14 protein-coding genes are annotated in these 14,708 nt (G+C 77.3%); 6 read left to right on the top strand and 8 right to left on the bottom strand.

The genetic code is table 11. From position 1 onward, the window contains the following. Nucleotides 1-918, bottom strand: a complete 918-nt coding sequence (locus EDC03_RS10925; protein ID WP_123380275.1) for a phosphotransferase — start codon at nt 916-918, stop codon at nt 1-3. A 172-nt stretch (nt 919-1,090) separates the two neighbouring features. Between EDC03_RS10925 and EDC03_RS10920 the strand changes: the two genes are divergently transcribed. Further along, entirely contained in the window at nt 1,091-1,525 is a 435-nt protein-coding gene (locus tag EDC03_RS10920; protein ID WP_123380274.1) for a hypothetical protein, read from the top strand. Between the two features lie 53 nt (nt 1,526-1,578). On the opposite strand, the gene EDC03_RS10915 is transcribed toward EDC03_RS10920, so the two are convergent. From EDC03_RS10915 to EDC03_RS10905, 3 genes are all read right to left on the bottom strand, one after another. Continuing rightward, the gene (locus EDC03_RS10915) at nt 1,579-2,268 is read right to left on the bottom strand and encodes a haloacid dehalogenase-like hydrolase (RefSeq protein ID WP_123380273.1); all 690 of its coding nucleotides are present in this window, start codon (nt 2,266-2,268) and stop codon (nt 1,579-1,581) included. A 65-nt stretch (nt 2,269-2,333) separates the two neighbouring features. Beyond that, the gene (locus tag EDC03_RS10910) at nt 2,334-2,675 is read right to left on the bottom strand and encodes a hypothetical protein (protein WP_123380272.1); all 342 of its coding nucleotides are present in this window, start codon (nt 2,673-2,675) and stop codon (nt 2,334-2,336) included. Between the two features lie 216 nt (nt 2,676-2,891). Continuing rightward, nucleotides 2,892-4,946 carry an EAL domain-containing protein gene (locus EDC03_RS10905; protein ID WP_158674273.1) on the bottom strand — a complete coding sequence of 685 codons (2,055 nt, stop codon included), beginning with the start codon at nt 4,944-4,946 and terminating at the stop codon, nt 2,892-2,894. Nucleotides 4,947-5,176: 230 nt separating this feature from the next. Here EDC03_RS10905 and EDC03_RS10900 point away from each other — a divergent pair, with 230 nt between their 5' ends. The 3 genes from EDC03_RS10900 to EDC03_RS10890 all read left to right on the top strand — a co-directional run bounded on the left by EDC03_RS10900 (nt 5,177) and on the right by EDC03_RS10890 (nt 6,838). Beyond that, complete coding sequence (locus tag EDC03_RS10900) at nt 5,177-5,719, top strand: GNAT family N-acetyltransferase (protein ID WP_123380270.1); 543 nt, start codon at nt 5,177-5,179, stop codon at nt 5,717-5,719. A 74-nt stretch (nt 5,720-5,793) separates the two neighbouring features. After that, nucleotides 5,794-6,018 carry a hypothetical protein gene (locus EDC03_RS10895; protein ID WP_123380269.1) on the top strand — a complete coding sequence of 75 codons (225 nt, stop codon included), beginning with the start codon at nt 5,794-5,796 and terminating at the stop codon, nt 6,016-6,018. Nucleotides 6,019-6,193: 175 nt separating this feature from the next. After that, the gene (locus EDC03_RS10890) at nt 6,194-6,838 is read left to right on the top strand and encodes a dihydrofolate reductase family protein (protein WP_123380268.1); all 645 of its coding nucleotides are present in this window, start codon (nt 6,194-6,196) and stop codon (nt 6,836-6,838) included. A 191-nt stretch (nt 6,839-7,029) separates the two neighbouring features. Here EDC03_RS10890 and EDC03_RS10885 read toward each other — a convergent pair whose 3' ends face one another. The 3 genes from EDC03_RS10885 to EDC03_RS10875 all read right to left on the bottom strand — a co-directional run bounded on the left by EDC03_RS10885 (nt 7,030) and on the right by EDC03_RS10875 (nt 11,665). Next, nucleotides 7,030-10,338: a sacsin N-terminal ATP-binding-like domain-containing protein gene (locus tag EDC03_RS10885; protein WP_123380267.1), complete on the bottom strand. Its 3,309-nt coding sequence runs from the start codon at nt 10,336-10,338 to the stop codon at nt 7,030-7,032. Nucleotides 10,339-10,496: 158 nt separating this feature from the next. Then, nucleotides 10,497-11,282, bottom strand: coding sequence for a DUF3027 domain-containing protein (locus EDC03_RS10880; RefSeq protein ID WP_199720166.1), 786 nt, complete (start codon nt 11,280-11,282; stop codon nt 10,497-10,499). Nucleotides 11,283-11,284: 2 nt separating this feature from the next. After that, complete coding sequence (locus EDC03_RS10875) at nt 11,285-11,665, bottom strand: cold-shock protein (protein WP_123380266.1); 381 nt, start codon at nt 11,663-11,665, stop codon at nt 11,285-11,287. Between the two features lie 201 nt (nt 11,666-11,866). On the opposite strand from EDC03_RS10875, the gene EDC03_RS10870 reads away from it, so the two are divergent. After that, entirely contained in the window at nt 11,867-13,201 is a 1,335-nt protein-coding gene (locus EDC03_RS10870) for a carboxylate--amine ligase (RefSeq protein ID WP_123380265.1), read from the top strand. Then, nucleotides 13,198-13,983, top strand: coding sequence for a cysteate racemase (gene cuyB, locus EDC03_RS10865; RefSeq protein WP_123380264.1), 786 nt, complete (start codon nt 13,198-13,200; stop codon nt 13,981-13,983). Before EDC03_RS10870 ends, cuyB begins: the two co-directional genes overlap by 4 nt. Here the strand turns inward: cuyB and EDC03_RS10860 are convergent. Next, entirely contained in the window at nt 13,913-14,614 is a 702-nt protein-coding gene (locus EDC03_RS10860) for an HAD family hydrolase (protein WP_199720165.1), read from the bottom strand. The two genes, cuyB and EDC03_RS10860, sit on opposite strands and share 71 nt — an antisense overlap. Between the last annotated feature and the right edge of the window lie 94 nt (nt 14,615-14,708).

The following is a 14,708-nucleotide window of genomic DNA, read 5'->3' as shown; positions in this document are numbered from 1 at the left end:
TCAGGAGGTGTCGACCAGCCGTCGCAGGGTGCGTCGTGCCATCCGGAAGAAGCCCGGGTTCGTGCGCTCGTAGTGGTGGAGCCCTCCGACGGCCATCTCGAGGGCCCAGCCCCGGCCCCGCTGCCAGGCGGCGTCGTCCAGCGCCATGGCGTCGCGGAAGGCTGACCGCTCCGGCTCGTCGAAGACCACCCACGCTGGTTGCAGGTCCGAGGCGGGGTCGCCGACCACCGGCTCGGTGATGTCGACGACGCCGCTGAGGCGGCCGTCGGCGACGAGGAGGTTCCCCGGCAGGGCGTCGGCGTGAATGCTCGTCGGGGGCCCGAGGTACGCGGGCGCGGCCAGGGCGACCTCCCACACCCTCGTCGCCGCGACCGGGTCGACCAGGTGCGCACCGGCGCGGATGGAGGAGCGCACCCACTCCGTGTCCGCCAGCGGGCGGCCGCCGCGGCCCGTGCCGCTCCACCCGCCTGCCGCCGGCACCGCCCGCTGCGCCCTGAGGAGCCGGGCCAGGTCCTGCGCCAGGGCACCGAGGTCGCAGCCGCCTCCGTCGTCGTCCAGCACCTGGTCGAGGGAGCATCCGTCGAGCCAGGTCCACAGCGACCACACCCCGTCGTACCCGGCGAAGGGCTCCCCGACGCCGACGAGGCGTGGTACCGCGACGGGCAGCCGCTCGCCGAGGACGCGGGCGTGACGCCCCTCGGCCTCCACCCGCGCTCTCGCCGCACGACCGACGACGGGCACGAGCGGCACCCGGGCGAGGAGCGAGGTCCCGACGCGGTATGGCGCGATCTCCGTGCCCGCCGAGGCCACCTCGACGACCTCGGTCGCGCGGAGCTGCGGGAACTGCCTGGTCACCGCCTCGGCCAGCGCCGTCGTGGTCACCGTCACCTGCCCCGGGTGCATGGCACCGTGCGCCACCTGGCCTCCTCGTCGCGCCGACGTCCACCTGCGCCCACCCTGGTCGTGCCGAGGCCGTACGGCGAAGGCCTTTCGGCGGCGGCGACCCGTCCAGCCGGCTCGGCGTCGCCGCGGGCTCGATGATGATCGGCGTCGGCGCTCGAGACGAGCAGCTCTAAGAGGTGGTCGCCGGGTGACGCTCACGGACGAGAGACGGCGCGCGTGGAAGGTCGCCGGCGTCGTGGTCCTCGCCTGCGCGGCCCTCGTCGCGGGTCTGGGCGTGGTCGCCGGGCGCGGCGACGACGTCGTCGAGGTGCCGGAGCGGGAGGACGGCCTGGCGGTGTCGACGTACGAGCCCGAGGGGCTCGGGCTCACGTCGGACAACTCCACGCTGACCGGCACCGTCGACGGGCTCGACGGCTGCCTCGTCGTCCGGGGCACCGGGGCGAACGCCGGCGAGGTCTACGTGCCCGTCTTCGACATCGAGGCGGCGCACCTGAGCACGGCCCTCGTCGCCGTCGGGACGCCGGTGGAGCTGAGGGGCGCCTGGGTCCCGCGGGCGCCGGAGCTCGCGGTGCCCGCGGCCTGCTCGTCGCAGGACCGGTTCTGGCGCGTCGCGCGGACGTGAGCCGCCGCACATCGGAAGGCGGGAGGCGTCCGGCACCGACGGGCGAGGCCGCCTCAGGCCGTGGAGATGACGTCGACGTCGGGGCCGAGGGCCCGACGGAGGCGTCGGAGGTGACGCGGTGAGGCGTCGACCACGTGCGGGACGCGCGCGGCCCGCAGCAGCGGCAGGTCGGTGGGGCTGTCGGAGTAGGCGTGGTCGACGGGCAGCGTCACGCCGGCCGAGGCCAGCGCGCGCAGCTTGCCCTCCCCGCGCGCGGGCACCGCCCGCGGGAGTCCCCACCGGGTGCGGGTGAGCGTCGAGGCGACGACCTCGACGTCGTCCAGGCCGAGCGCGACGCACACGTGCTCGGCGAGCGGCGACGCGCACCCGGTCGCGACCACCACACGGTCCCCCCGGCCCTGGTGCTCCCGCAGACGGGCGATGACCGCCGGGGTGGCGCGGCCGGAGAGCGGACCGGCGTGGTCGGCGGCGACGCGGGCCGCCCTCGCCGTGAAGGTCTCGTCGTCCATCCCGACGGCTGCCCACCACACCAGGTACCTCTCGGCCGCCAGCCTCGTCGGGGTGAGCAGGAAGGCGGGCAGCCACACCGGCGCCGTGACGACGGCGACGGCAGCGCGGGCGGGCGGGCGTCGCAGCAGGTGGACGAGGAAGAGGGCGAAGGCGTCCCCGCTGAGCAACGTGCCGTCGAGGTCGAAGACGACGACGGCCCTCCCGGGCGTCGGCCCCGAGGCTCCCTCGCTCATCGGTCAACCCTCCCACCGGTCGGGTGCACCGCCGCGGGTCGTCGCCTCCCCGCCTCCCGGCGCCCTCAGGGCCGCCGGGGCGACGAGCGGCCGCGCGTCTCCTCCACGGCTGCGACGACGAGCAGCACCGCTGCAGCGCAGAGCACGAGGGCAGGCAGCAGCAGGTACAGGCCGAGCCCGGCCACCGTGACGACGGCCCACGCCAGCGACCCTGCGGCCGCGACGGACACGACGAGAGCAGCCGGGGCGGCCCGCGCCACCAGCGCACCGACGAGGGCGGTGACCGACACCAGCAACGGTGCGCCGAGCAGGTACCCCGTGACCACCCACCCCTCGTCGACGAGGTCGGCGGCGAAGAGCACACCCGTCGCGACGACGAGAGCGGTGGACGACGCGCACAGCACCACGGCCGACCTCCGCCGGCCGGCCGGGGACCTGCCTCCGCTCGAGCGCCGCTCCCCCGGGGTCGACGACGGCACGAGCCACGGTCCCACCACCCGTCGCCGTCCGGCACCCCCGGCCGGGCGCCGCCGTCCCGGGGCCGAGCCGCTGGGCCGAGCCGCTGGGCGATCGGCCGGCCGGCTGCCTCCGACGGCGGCGTCCCCGTCGTGGTCGGAGGCGGTCTACCGGACCGGCGCCTCCCGACGGCCCTTCTTGGCCTCGTACATGTCGGCGTCGGCCAGGGCGAGCAGCTGGTCGGCCCCGGTGCCGTGGTCGGGGTGGACCGAGACCCCCACGCTGCCGCCGAGGGTGATCGCCCGGGCTCCCACCACGAAGGGGCGTCGCAGAGCAGCGGTGATGTCCGCGGCGGCACGCTCGGCGACCCGGACGGCGTCGAGGGGGTCGAGGTCGGCGAGCACGGCGACGAACTCGTCACCGCCGTTGCGGCAGATCAGGTCCTGGCTCCGCAGGCCGGCGCGCAACCGCTGGGCGACCTGGACCAGGACGCTGTCGCCGGCGGCGTGGCCGTGGGTGTCGTTGACGGCCTTGAACGCGTCCAGGTCGACGAAGAGGACCGCCACCGCCCGGTCCGTGCGCACCGCGTCGTCGAGCGCGGCCTGCAGCCCGGCGAAGAGGTGGTTGCGGTTGGCCAGCCCCGTCAGGCTGTCGCACGTCGCCTGGCGGGCCAGCGCCTCCTCGGTCTCGATCCGGGTGGTGACGTCGTGCTGGTAGCCCAGGTAGTGCGTCAACGCACCCGCCCGGTCACGCACCGGCGAGAGGTGCAGCTCGTTCCACCAGGGCGTGCCGTCCTTGCGGTAGTTGCGGATCACGCAGCGGTGCTCCTCGCCGCGGCCGATCGCGAGCGAGAGCTCGCGCACCGTCGCGGGGTCGGTGCCCTCGCCCTGCAGCATCCGGCAGTTCCGGCCGACCACCTCGGCAGCGCTGTAGCCGGTCATCTGCTCGAAGGCGGGGTTGACGTAGAGCATGGGGTGGTCCGGCGCCTGGAGGTCGGCGACGACGACGGCGTTCACGCCGGTGTCGACAGCCCGCACCAGCAGCTCCGACATCCCCGTCGGCCCCGGGCTCACCTCGTCGAGGCCGGGCGGCACGGCCACCGCGACGGCCGGGTCCGGTCGGCTGGGGTCGGGGGCCGGGACGGCGCCGTCGTCCACGGCCCGCGGGGCGGGGACACGGGCCCGAGCAGCCTTCGTCCGAGCCGGTCGGACACCTCCGGCTGCCTCGGACGGCCGTCGGGGGCGCCCGAACAGCCAGCCCTGGCCGAGGTCGACCCCCAGGTCGGTGGCCACCTCGGCCTGCTCCTCCGTCTCGACGCACTCGGCGAGGACGCGGCCGCCGTAGGAGTGGGTGATGTCGACGATCGCGGTGACCACCGCGCGCGAGGTCGGGTGCGGCAGGGCCTGGACCAGGTCCTTGTCGAGCTTGACGATGTCCGGGAGCAGGCGCACCAGCATGTTGAGCGAGGAGTAGCCCGACCCGAGGTCGTCGAGGGCGACCTTGCAGCCGTGCGAGCGGTAGTACCCGAACACCTGCTCCAGGTGGTCGACGTCACGGACGTGGTGGCCCTCGGTGACCTCGAAGACCACCTGCCCGAGGTCGATCCCCGCCTCCTGGGCGGCGGTCTCGGTGGTGCGCAGGCACACCTCCGGCCGGTAGATCGAGGTGGGGATGAAGTTGATGAAGAGCATCTGGTCGGCCGGCAGCCAGCCGCCGGCGTCGCGCAGCGCAGTCGTGCGCCCCACCCGGTCGACCAGGTGGGTCCAGCCGGCGGCGTGGGCGGCGGGGAAGAGCTCGTCGGGCGTCACCGCGCGCCCGTCCGGGGCGGTCGCGCGCAGCAGCGCCTCGACCCCGACCTGGTCGCGCCCGGGCAGGCTGACGATCGGCTGGTAGACGGCGTGGAAGCACGCGCCCTCGTCGGCGAAGAGGGGCAGCAGGTCGCCGTGGACCACGCGGGCGCCCGCCGTCGCCAACGTGGGCGCGCGCAGGGCCTGGCTGAGCAGCGCGACGTCGGGGAGGTCCCGGCTCGGCAGGACCGCGCACCGCACCTCCGCGGCCTCCACCGAGGAGAGTGCCTCGCCGGCGAGGACGAAGAAGTCCTGCGCCCGGTCGGTGTCCATCGCGAGCAGGCCCGGAGCCAACGGCCGCAGGCTCAGGCCGTTCCGGCGCGCCACCGTGCGCAGCGCAGCCGCGGTGTGGTCGACCTGCGTCGCGAGGACCACCCGCTCACCCGGAGCGGTCAGAGCCGGGGACTCGCAGGAGCAGCCCAGGCAGGAAGAGGTCACGACAGACCTCCGCAGGTGAGGACGAGGACGAGGGTCACGCCGGTGCATCGACGTCTCGCGGCAAGGCCTTGAGTGCGCCCGGCGCGCCCCTCGACGGCTCTCCGGTCGACGTCCCGCCGACCGTCCTCGTGCGGAGCAGCCTCGGAGGTCCCCGCCATGCTGGGCGGGTGGGCGTCCCGACCTGGCCCTCCACGCCGGGGCTGAGGACGTCCCGGCTCGACCTCGAGCCGTTGCGCGTCGAGCACGCCGACGAGGCAGCCACCGCCCTTGCTGACCCCGTTCTGCACCGCCACACCCGTGGGCACCCCGCCGGCCCTGACGAGCTGCGGGACCGCTACGCCCGCCAGGTCGGCGGCCACTCCCCCGACGGCCGGCACGGCTGGCTGAACTGGGTGCTGCGGGAGCGCAGCTCCGGTCGGCTCGTCGGCACCGTCCAGGCGACCACCAGCCAGGCCGCTGACGGCACCCGCTGCGCCGAGCTGGCCTGGGTCGTCGCCACCGGTCATCAGGGGCAGCGTCTGGCCGTCGAGGCGGCGTCGGTCGTCGCAGCGTGGTTGATCGACAGAGGCACGACGGACCTGGTCGCGCACGTCCACCCCGACAACCTCGCCTCAGCGGTCACGGCGCACCGCCTCGGCATGAACCCGACCCCTGCCGTCGTCGACGGCGAGGTCGAGTGGCGCGGCCGGCCCGGTAGGCCGATCCGCTGACGACCACCGCGTGGCACCCCCGCGGGCGAGGGGGGCACAGGCGACCCCAGGTGGTCACCTGCTACCGATGCGCCGTGGACGACTGCTTCCCCACGGCCCCGCCGGCCCCTCAGGACGTCATCGGGTCGCTGATCACCTATGCCGAGCGGTGCGCTGCCTACCTCGAGGCCGAGCACGAGCAGGCGCGACTCCATGGCCACGTCGTCCAGGGGCAGACTCTCGGCAACCTCGAGGGCTACCGCTTCACCGCGCGCTTCCTCCGCGAGAGCTACGCCCTGCCCGACCCGTCACCTCGCTGAGCAGGCGTGCGACGCCGCTGGCCTGACGCCATCTGGTCAGCGTCCCGAGGACGATCGACGTCCGACGCACTCGGGGGCGCTCGAACGGTCCATCGCCTTGGCGATCGAGGAGGCGACCGGGCGATGAGTACGTGCAGTGCCGTCGGTCTCCACAGCACCCACCACGAGGAGCGTCATGCCGCAGCTGCTGAAGGTCCAGAACTTCACCGTCTCCGCCGACGGCTACGGCGCAGGTGACGACCAGAGCCTGGACCGGCCCTTCGGCCACGCTGACCCGGGCTCGTTGCTGTCCTGGGTCTTCCCCACCGCCAGCTTTCCCGGTCGCACCACCCCCGGCGGCACGCGAGGGCTCGACGACCACCTCGCCCGCGACTTCCACCACGGCATCGGCGCCGAGATCATGGGGGCCCACAAGTTCAGCCCGCACCGGGGACCGTGGACCGACCACGAGTGGCACGGCTGGTGGGGCGACGAGCCGCCGTTCCACACGCCGGTCTTCGTCCTCACACACCACCACCGCCCCTCCTTCACCCTCGCCGACACGACCTTCCACTTCGTCGACGGCCCCCTCGAGGACGTCCTCGACCACGCACGAGAGGCCGCCCAGGGCCGCGACGTCCGCCTCGGCGGAGGTGCGCAGACCATCCGCGCCTTCCTCGAGGCCGACCTCGTCGACACCCTCCACGTCGCCGTCGCCCCGCTCGAGCTCGGCTCAGGTACCAGGCTCTGGACATCCCCCGACGAGCTCGACGACCGCTACCACCACGACGTCGTCCCCAGTCCCAGCGGAGTGGTTCACCACCTGCTCTGGCGGCGCTGAGCGATCACCGAGAAGCCGAGGACCTCAGCCCGTCCAGCCGTCACAGCAGCCGACCCCTGTACGGGACGCTGCTGCCGTCCGGCGAGGCGGCGCTGGGGGCTTCGACGCCCTGTCCCGAGAGACCCGTCCGGTGACGTTCCTGATGAGAGGACCTCGTACGGCGAGGCCCTGTGCCCCTCGGCTCGTGCTGGTCAGGCGTCGAAGGCCGCGTCGACGAGCGCCCGCCATCCCGGCGCCGGCCTCGACCCTGCCGGCAGTCCGGCCTCGACCAGGAGCTCGACCACGGCCGAGCGGGCTCCCCAGGCGCCGGCCGCCCACGCCAGCGCTCGCCCGGCGGAGCGGGCGTCGGTGCCGTGCGCGACCGGTGCCGCGGGCTCGGGGCCGTCGCCGTCGACCACCCACGCGTCGACGACTTCCCCCGCGACGACGAGACGGTCGTGCAGGCGGAGCCGCACCGTGCCGGCGTCCGCTCCCCCGGCCAGGCGCAGGACCGCGCGGACGGCGGCGGGGACGTCGACCTCGCGACCGCCGTCGACCACGACGTGCGGGTCGACGGCGTCCGGGTCCAGCCGGTCGGCGACCGTCTCCAGCCCCAGCAGCCCGGCCACCGTCGCGGCCGACCCGCGCGGGACGACCACCGACGTCGCGCAGGCGGGGTGGGCGACGGCGAAGGGGTCGTCGACGAGCACGGCGCCGCCCGGGCCGTCCCGCGTCGACACGCCGTCGCCGAGGCCGACGAGGTCGCCCGTCCACCGCGCGTCCGCGACGTCCGGGGCCGTCGCCGCCCAGGCGGCCAGGTGGCGCCACGCCACCAGCCACGCCTCCGCCGAGCCACCGGCGCCCGGGACGGCGAGCGCCGCCGACCCCTGGAGCAGCGACGGCCACGTCCGCGCGTCGAGCTCGGACCAGGCGCGGACGACGCCGGCGGCAGCAGCCCACGCCGGCGGCAGCGCGCCCCGGCTGGTCGGCCCGCCCGCCGGGGGGAGCAGCGCCCGGAGGTGCACGTCGGCGTCGTCGGCCGCGACGGGTCCCGCGTCGACGTCCAGGACCGCCCGCCGCAGCAGCGACGCCGTCGGCGACGGGACGACGAGGGTCTCCCCCGCCGGGCCGCGCAGCCGCACCTCCGCGGTGAGGACGTCCCGGGCCGCCGGGGCGTCGAGCGCCGCGGCGACCTGCCCCACGACGCGGTCGGCCCGACCGCCTCCCCCGCGCACGAGGTCGAGGTCGCGGACGAGCGCCACCTCCTCGACCTCCCACCCGCCGGCCTCGCCCGTGCGGTCGGCGACGTCGTCGAGCCAGGAGCCCGCGGCGTCCGCCAGCTCCTCGGGCGGGTCGTCGAGGTCCACGGCGGGCCAGTGCAGGACCGACGCGGACGCCGTGACGCCCGCCGCCACGAGCACCGCCGCCGACCACCGCGCGACGAGCTCGTCCGCGACCGGGACGACCTCGTCCGGGTCGAGCACCTCCTCGGCCCGCGACCCCGGCAGCACGAGCGAGCCGGCGGGGGCGAGCTCGTCGTCGACGTCGCGCAGCGGCAGGTCGAGCAGCCACGAGCGGCGCCCGGGGACGACGCCGACGGGCGCCGCGTCCCGGTCGCGGTCGTCGCCGTCCGCCGCGAGCCAGCCGAGCACCACGTCGGCCAGGGCGTCGACGACGTCGTCGGCGTCCGCGCCCGCGGCGAGCCCGGCGACGAGGTCGTCGAGCTCGTCGTCGACGAGCGCGTCCGCGACGGCGCGGACGGCGACGCCCGTCGCCGGGTCGTCGAGCAGGGCCGCCGCGCCCGCGGGCACGGCGCCGAGCCGTTCGAGGAGCGCCGCTGCCGCGGGGTCGTCGGCCGCGGCCGGGTCGACGAGCCGCAGCCCGTGCTCGGCGAGCAGCGTCGCCACGGCGTCCCGGGCCCCGTCGCCGTCGTCGGGCGCCGCGACGAGCGCGTCGGCCGCCGGACCGCCGAGCAGCGCGCCGCGGCACCCCCGCACCCACCGCCCGCCCACGAGCGGCACCGGCAGCCCGGCGAGCGCCTCGCGGGCGCGCTGGTCGAGCGCGAGCGGGGCCAGCGCCGCCGCGAGGGCCCGCCACCCGGCGAGACCGCCTGCGCCACCGGACGGCTCGTCACCGAGCGGGTCCGCGAGGTCGTCGCCGGGCCGCGGGAGGGGCCAGCCGTCGACGAGGTCGGCCAGCGGCAGCCGCCCGACCCCGAGCGTCTCCAGCGCGGCCCGGTGCCGCCGGGGCGCCGCCACGAGCGCCGGCTCGGCGACGGCGAGGGCCCCGAGCGCCGCCGCGTCCGGCTCCGTGCCCCCCTCCTCGAGCGCCAGCGCCCGCCGTCCCGCCAGGAGGAGCGGGCTCCCCCCGGCCGGTCGCAGGAGCGGCACGTCGGGCAGGACGTCGTCGAGGGCGCGGCGCAAGGCGGCGTCGAGCCACCCGCCCACGGGACCGACCGGCACGAGGTCGAGGACGTCGGGGCCGGCGGGGCCGGCGGCGTCGTCGGCCGCCCTCTCCCCCAGCAGGTCGGCGTACGCCGCCGCCGCCGCGTGCAGGACGGCGTCCGTCGCGGGCCCCGGCTCGACGTGCCGCCGCGTCGGCTCGAGCGGCAGCGTCGCGACGAGCACCGCGGCCCACGGGAGCGGCTCGTCGGTCGGCGTCGGCGCGAAGACGACGCCGGGCCCAGCCACGGCACCGCCGGCGACGGCCCCCAGCGCCGCCGCCCAGGCGTCCACCGGCTCCGGCGCCCGCCGCGGCAGCGCCCACGCGAGCGCCCACCGCCGCGACGCCTGCTCCTCGGCCGGACGTCCCGCCAGCGCCGCCGCCTCGTGCGACCCGCTGCGGCGCAGCACGTGCCAGCGCTCGGCGACGTCGCGGACCACCCGCGGCGGCACGTCCGGCCGCTCCACGCGGACCTCGGACAGCGCCGGCAGCGACAGGAGCAGGAGGTCGTCGACGTCGTCGAGCTGCCGGCGCGCCGCCGCGACGGCGTCGGGCCGCAGCGGCAGGACGACGACCGTCGACCACCCGTCGGCCAGCAGCGCCCGGACGTCGGCGGACGCCGGGACCGAGCCGGCGTCCACGGGGGCCGGGGTGCGCAGCACCGGCAGCGAGCCCGCGCGCCGACGCACCTCGTCGGCCAGCGCGCCGGTCGGGTCGCCCGCCGCCGCGTCGGCGAGCAGCGGAGCCACCCGGGCGCGGTCGAAGCCCACGCCCCCCGTGGCCGTGACGAGCGCCGGCGCGTCGGTGACGGCGAGCACCGCGGTGAAGCCGACGCCGAAGCGCCCGACGACGCCCTCGGGCACCGGGTCGACGCCCTCCCCCGGCTCGACGCGCTTCGTCGAGGCGCGGAGCCCCGCGAGCGCTCGGGTCCCGGCGGCGTCGAGCGGGGCGCCGTCGCCCGCGGCGAGGAGCACCGCCCCGTCGGAGGTGCCGACGAGGCGGAGCAGCAGCCGGCCGCGGCCGTCGAGGCCCCCGCGGACGGCGGCGTCGGCGGCGTTCTGCGCCAGCTCGACGAGCACCCGGTCGCGGTAGCCGCCGCGCGCCAGCTCCTCCTCGGCGTTGGCGTCCTCGCGGAGCCGGTCCGGCGCGGCGGCCCACGCCGCGAGCGCCCGGGCCGTCAGCCCGGCGCAGCCGAAGGGGTCACCGGCCGCCGCGGCGCCGGGCGGCGCGGTGCCGCTCAGGCGACGGGGACGACGTCGAGGACCTGGTCGTCCACGACCGGCGCCGGCACGAGCTCGCGCCGCACCTCGACGTCCGTCTCGCTGTGGGCGCCGCAGCCGTGGTCGACGCTGACGACCGTGCCGTCGGAGGGCGACCACGCGTTGGCGCAGACGCCGAAGACCTGGCGCATGGCGCCGGGCAGCGGGAGGTAGAAGCCGCAGCTGCCGCACCCGGCGGCGCTGGCGCGGGCGCTCTCCGCCTGCGGGCCGTGCTCGCCGGTGTACCAGCGCTCGGCCGCGTCGAGGCGGCCGTCGCGCGAGAGGACGCGGACCCGTCCGACGCCGGGGACGAGCTCGGCGACCTGGTCCTCGTCCTCCTCGCCGGTGGCGACGAGGCCGGGCACGAGGCGCTCGTCGTCCTCGACCCGCGGCAGGACGTCGGCCGGGCCGACGTCGCCCGGCCGGATCCGCTCGGCCCACGGCAGCCACTCGGGCGCGAGGACGGCCTCGTCGCCCGCGATGAGCTCGGCCTCGCAGACGGTGACGGCCTTGGCGCGGGGGGCCCGCGCGACCGTCACGGTCCACGTCCACCCGTGGTAGCCGGGTGCGGTGCAGGCGAAGTCGTGGCTCATGAGCCGCTCGCCCTCGACCCGGGCGCCGAGGTGCTCGCCCACGAGCTCCTCGCCGCGCGGCCCGCGGCCGGCGACCTCGAGCGCGGCGGCCCGGGCGACCTCCACGGCACCGGCCAGGACGGCGTCGCTGGCGGGGGCGCGGCGGCGGCGCACCGGGGTCGCGGCGGGCACGGTCAGCCCTCCAGGTCGTCGGCGACGGCCCGCAGCACGGTGGCGACCTTGCGGGTCGCCGAGCGCTCCGGGTAGCGGCCCCGGCGGAGCTGGGTGGACACCCCGTCGAGGAGCCGGATGAGGTCCTCGACGACGACGCCCATGTCCTCCGCGGGCTTGCGGGCGGCGGCCGCCATCGACGGCGGGGCCTGCAGCACCCGCACGGACAGGGCCTGCTTGCCGCGGCGGCCGTCGGCGACGCCGAACTCCACGCGCGCCCCCGGGGACACCGTGGTGCCCGCGGGCAGCGCGGAGGCGTGGAGGAAGACCTCGTCGCCCTCGTCGGAGGCCACGAAGCCGAACCCGCGTCCGGCGTCGTACCACTTCACCTTGCCTGTCGGCACCGTCGTCCCGTCCTCGCGTCGTGATGTCTCGTCGGGCGGCCGGCGTCGTCGCCGCGCCCGGGACCGCCCCTGTGCGGGACGCCGGCGCGACCCGCCGACGCGGCAGCCACCCGCCAGGCTAACCGTCGGCGAGCGGCTAGCGTTCCCGACCGGGCCCAGGCCCCGTGCCGAGCCACCGCCGACCCGCAGGAGAGCCCCCGCATGCGCCGCCCCCCGACGCCCACCTCGTCGACGCCGCCCGTGCAGCCGGTGGTGCTCGGGGGCGACATCGGCGCGTACAGCCTCGCGCGCGCCGCCCACGAGGCCTACGGCGTCCGGACGGTCGTCGTCTCGACGGCGGCCACGGGGCCGGTGCGGCACTCGCGGATCATCGACCACGTCGTCGAGCCGGCGGCCGCGGACCCCGCCGTCACCGTCGAGGTGCTGCGCCGCGTGGCCGACGCCCACGACGGCGCCCCGCTGCTGCTCCTCGGCAGCGCCGACCGCGCGGTCCGCCTCCTCGTCGAGCAGCGCGCGCACCTCGAGGACCGCTTCGTCCTCCCCTACGTCCAGCGCGACCTGCTGGACCGCATGACCGACAAGGAGCGCTTCGGCGCCGTCTGCGCCGAGCTGGGCGTGGCGTCGCCGCGCACCGCCGTCGTCGACGTCCCGCGCGACGCCCGCGCGAACGGCGGCGGGGGCGGCGCCGCCCGCGCCGCGGAGCAGGGCCTGCGCTACCCCGTCATCGCCAAGGCGGCGAGCACGACGGCGTACGCCGAGGTCTCCTTCCCCGGCAAGCAGAAGGTCTTCACCGTCCGCGACGCCGCGGCCCTCGACGACCTCGTCGACACCCTCGCGCGCGCCGGCTACCCCGGCACCTTCCTCGTGCAGGACCTGGTCCCGGGCGACGACTCGGGCATGCGGATCCTCACCTGCTACAGCGACCGCGAGGCGAGGGTCCGCTTCTCGGCCTTCGGGCGCGTGCTGCTCGAGGAGCACACGCCCGGCGCCCTGGGGAACCCGGCGGGGATCATCACCGGGCGGAACACCGAGGTCTCGGAGCAGGCCCGCCGGCTGCTCGAGCACGTGGGCTGGACCGGCTACGCCAACTTCGACATCAAGGTCGACCCGCGCGACGGCCGCCACGTCTTCTTCGAGCTCAACCCCCGCCTGGGCCGCAGCAACTACTACGTGACGACGGGCGGCCAGAACCCGCTCGAGCTGTACGTCCGCGAGCACCTCCAGGGGCTCGACCCGCTGCCGCCGGGCGCCGACCCCGAGCCCGACGCCGAGCGCCTCTACACGGTGCTGCCGCCCGCGCTGCTGCTCCGCTACGTCGCCGACCCCGCCGTCCGCCGCGAGGTCAAGGGCCTCGTCCGCGCGGGCCGCGCGAGCGACCCGCTGCGCTACGGCCCCGAGCGCGACCCCCGGCGCCTGGGCTACGTGGCCGCGGCCCACCTCAACCAGGTGCGCAAGTTCCGCCGCCACTACCCCCTGGAGACGGCGCGCGCCGCCCGCGCCGAGGCCGACCGCCTCGTGGCGAGGAGCCGGCGGTGACGGCCGCCGAGGGCGGAGGGGCCGCCGAGGGGGCGCACCCGCTCGTCGGCGTCGTCGGCGGCGTCGGCCCCCTGGCCACGGTCGCCTTCCTCGACGCCGTGGTCCGGCTCACCGAGGCCGAGCGGGACCAGGACCACGTGGACCTCGTCGTCCTCCAGCACGCGACGATCCCCGACCGGACGGCGCACATCCTCGGCACGTCCGACGAGGACCCGGGCCCCGTCATGGCCGCGGACGCCGCCCGGCTGGAGCGCTTCGGCGCCGGCTTCGTCGTCGTCCCCTGCAACACCGCGCACCACTACACGGCGCAGATCGAGGCGGCCGTGGGCGTCCCGGTCGTCAGCATCGTCGGGGAGACCACGGCGGCCGCGGTCGCCCGGCGGCCCGGCCTGCGGGCGGCGGGCGTGCTCGCCACCGAGGGGACCGTGGCCTCGGGCGTCTACCAGCGCTCCCTCGAGGCGGCCGGCGTCCGCGCGCTCGTGCCGGACGCGGCGGGCCAGGCGGTCGTCACGGGCGTCATCTACGACGGCGTGAAGGCCGGCGCGCCGGTCGACCTGCCGGGGCTGCTCGCGGTGGCGGAGGGCCTGCTCGCCGACGGCGCCGAGGTCGTCCTCCTCGGCTGCACCGAGCTGTCGGTCGTCGCCGAGGCCGGCGGCCTCCTCGACGACCCGCGCTTCGTCGACTCCCTCGACGCGCTGGCCCGCAGCACGGTCAGCCGCGCGGGGCACCGCCTGCGGGCGCGGCGGGCGCCGTCGTCGGCGCTCCCGGCCGCCCCCCGCTGAGCCCCCCGAGCCAGCCGGGGAGGGCGCCGAGGTCGTCGAGGACGACGTCGGCGCCCGCCAGCTCGGCGGTCCCGTGCGCGCCCGTCGTGACGGCGACGGCCAGCGCCCCGGCGGCGCGGGCCGCCTCGACGTCGGCCGGGTGGTCGCCGACGTAGACGCCGGCGCCCTCGGCGCGCAGCGCCTCCGCCTTGGCGACGCCGAAGAGGTCACCCGTGACGGAGGCGACGAGGTCGTCCAGGCCCGCCCACACGAGGACCCGGCCGACCGCCTCCGTCCGCTTGGCCGACACGACGACGGCGCGGCCACCCGTGGCGAGGACCGCCTCGAGCGCCGCGCGCGCGTGCGGCATCGGCCCGACGAGCGGGTGCCCGCCCTCCCCGTCGGGGCGGCGGTCCTGCGCCCGGTAGCGCGCGGCGACGTCGGCGACGAGCGCCGGGTCGGCGCCCGCGGGCAGCAGCGCCGCCACCGTCGAGGTGAGCGGCAGGCCGCGGGACGCCTCGGCGACGGCGTCGTCGAGGGGCACGCCCACCTCGGCCAGGGCCGCCCGCAGGCAGCTCGTGATGCGGGGGCCCGAGTCGACGAGCGTCTGGTCGAGGTCGAAGCCCACGACGGGGACGGCGGAGGTCGGCACGTCGCCACCGTACGGGCGCCGCCGGAGCCGTCCCGACGACCGTCCCTCGGCCGCCCGACGGCTGCCCGGTGACGTCCCACCATCACCTCGGGTA

The sequence above is a fragment of the Pseudokineococcus lusitanus genome (assembly GCF_003751265.1).
In the GTDB taxonomy this organism is placed as follows: domain Bacteria; phylum Actinomycetota; class Actinomycetes; order Actinomycetales; family Quadrisphaeraceae; genus Pseudokineococcus; species Pseudokineococcus lusitanus.
Note: the sequence above shows the minus strand (reverse complement) of the source record. Positions and strands in the feature narration are given on the sequence as shown.

Bases quoted from the DNA above. Each gene is read 5' to 3' on its own strand.
- EDC03_RS10870 (WP_123380265.1), top strand. From the start codon at position 11,867: ATGCGCCGCCCCCCGACGCCCACCTCGTCGACGCCGCCCGTGCAGCCG.
- EDC03_RS10915 (WP_123380273.1), bottom strand. From the start codon at position 2,268: ATGAGCGAGGGAGCCTCGGGGCCGACGCCCGGGAGGGCCGTCGTCGTC.
- EDC03_RS10890 (WP_123380268.1), top strand. From the start codon at position 6,194: ATGCCGCAGCTGCTGAAGGTCCAGAACTTCACCGTCTCCGCCGACGGC.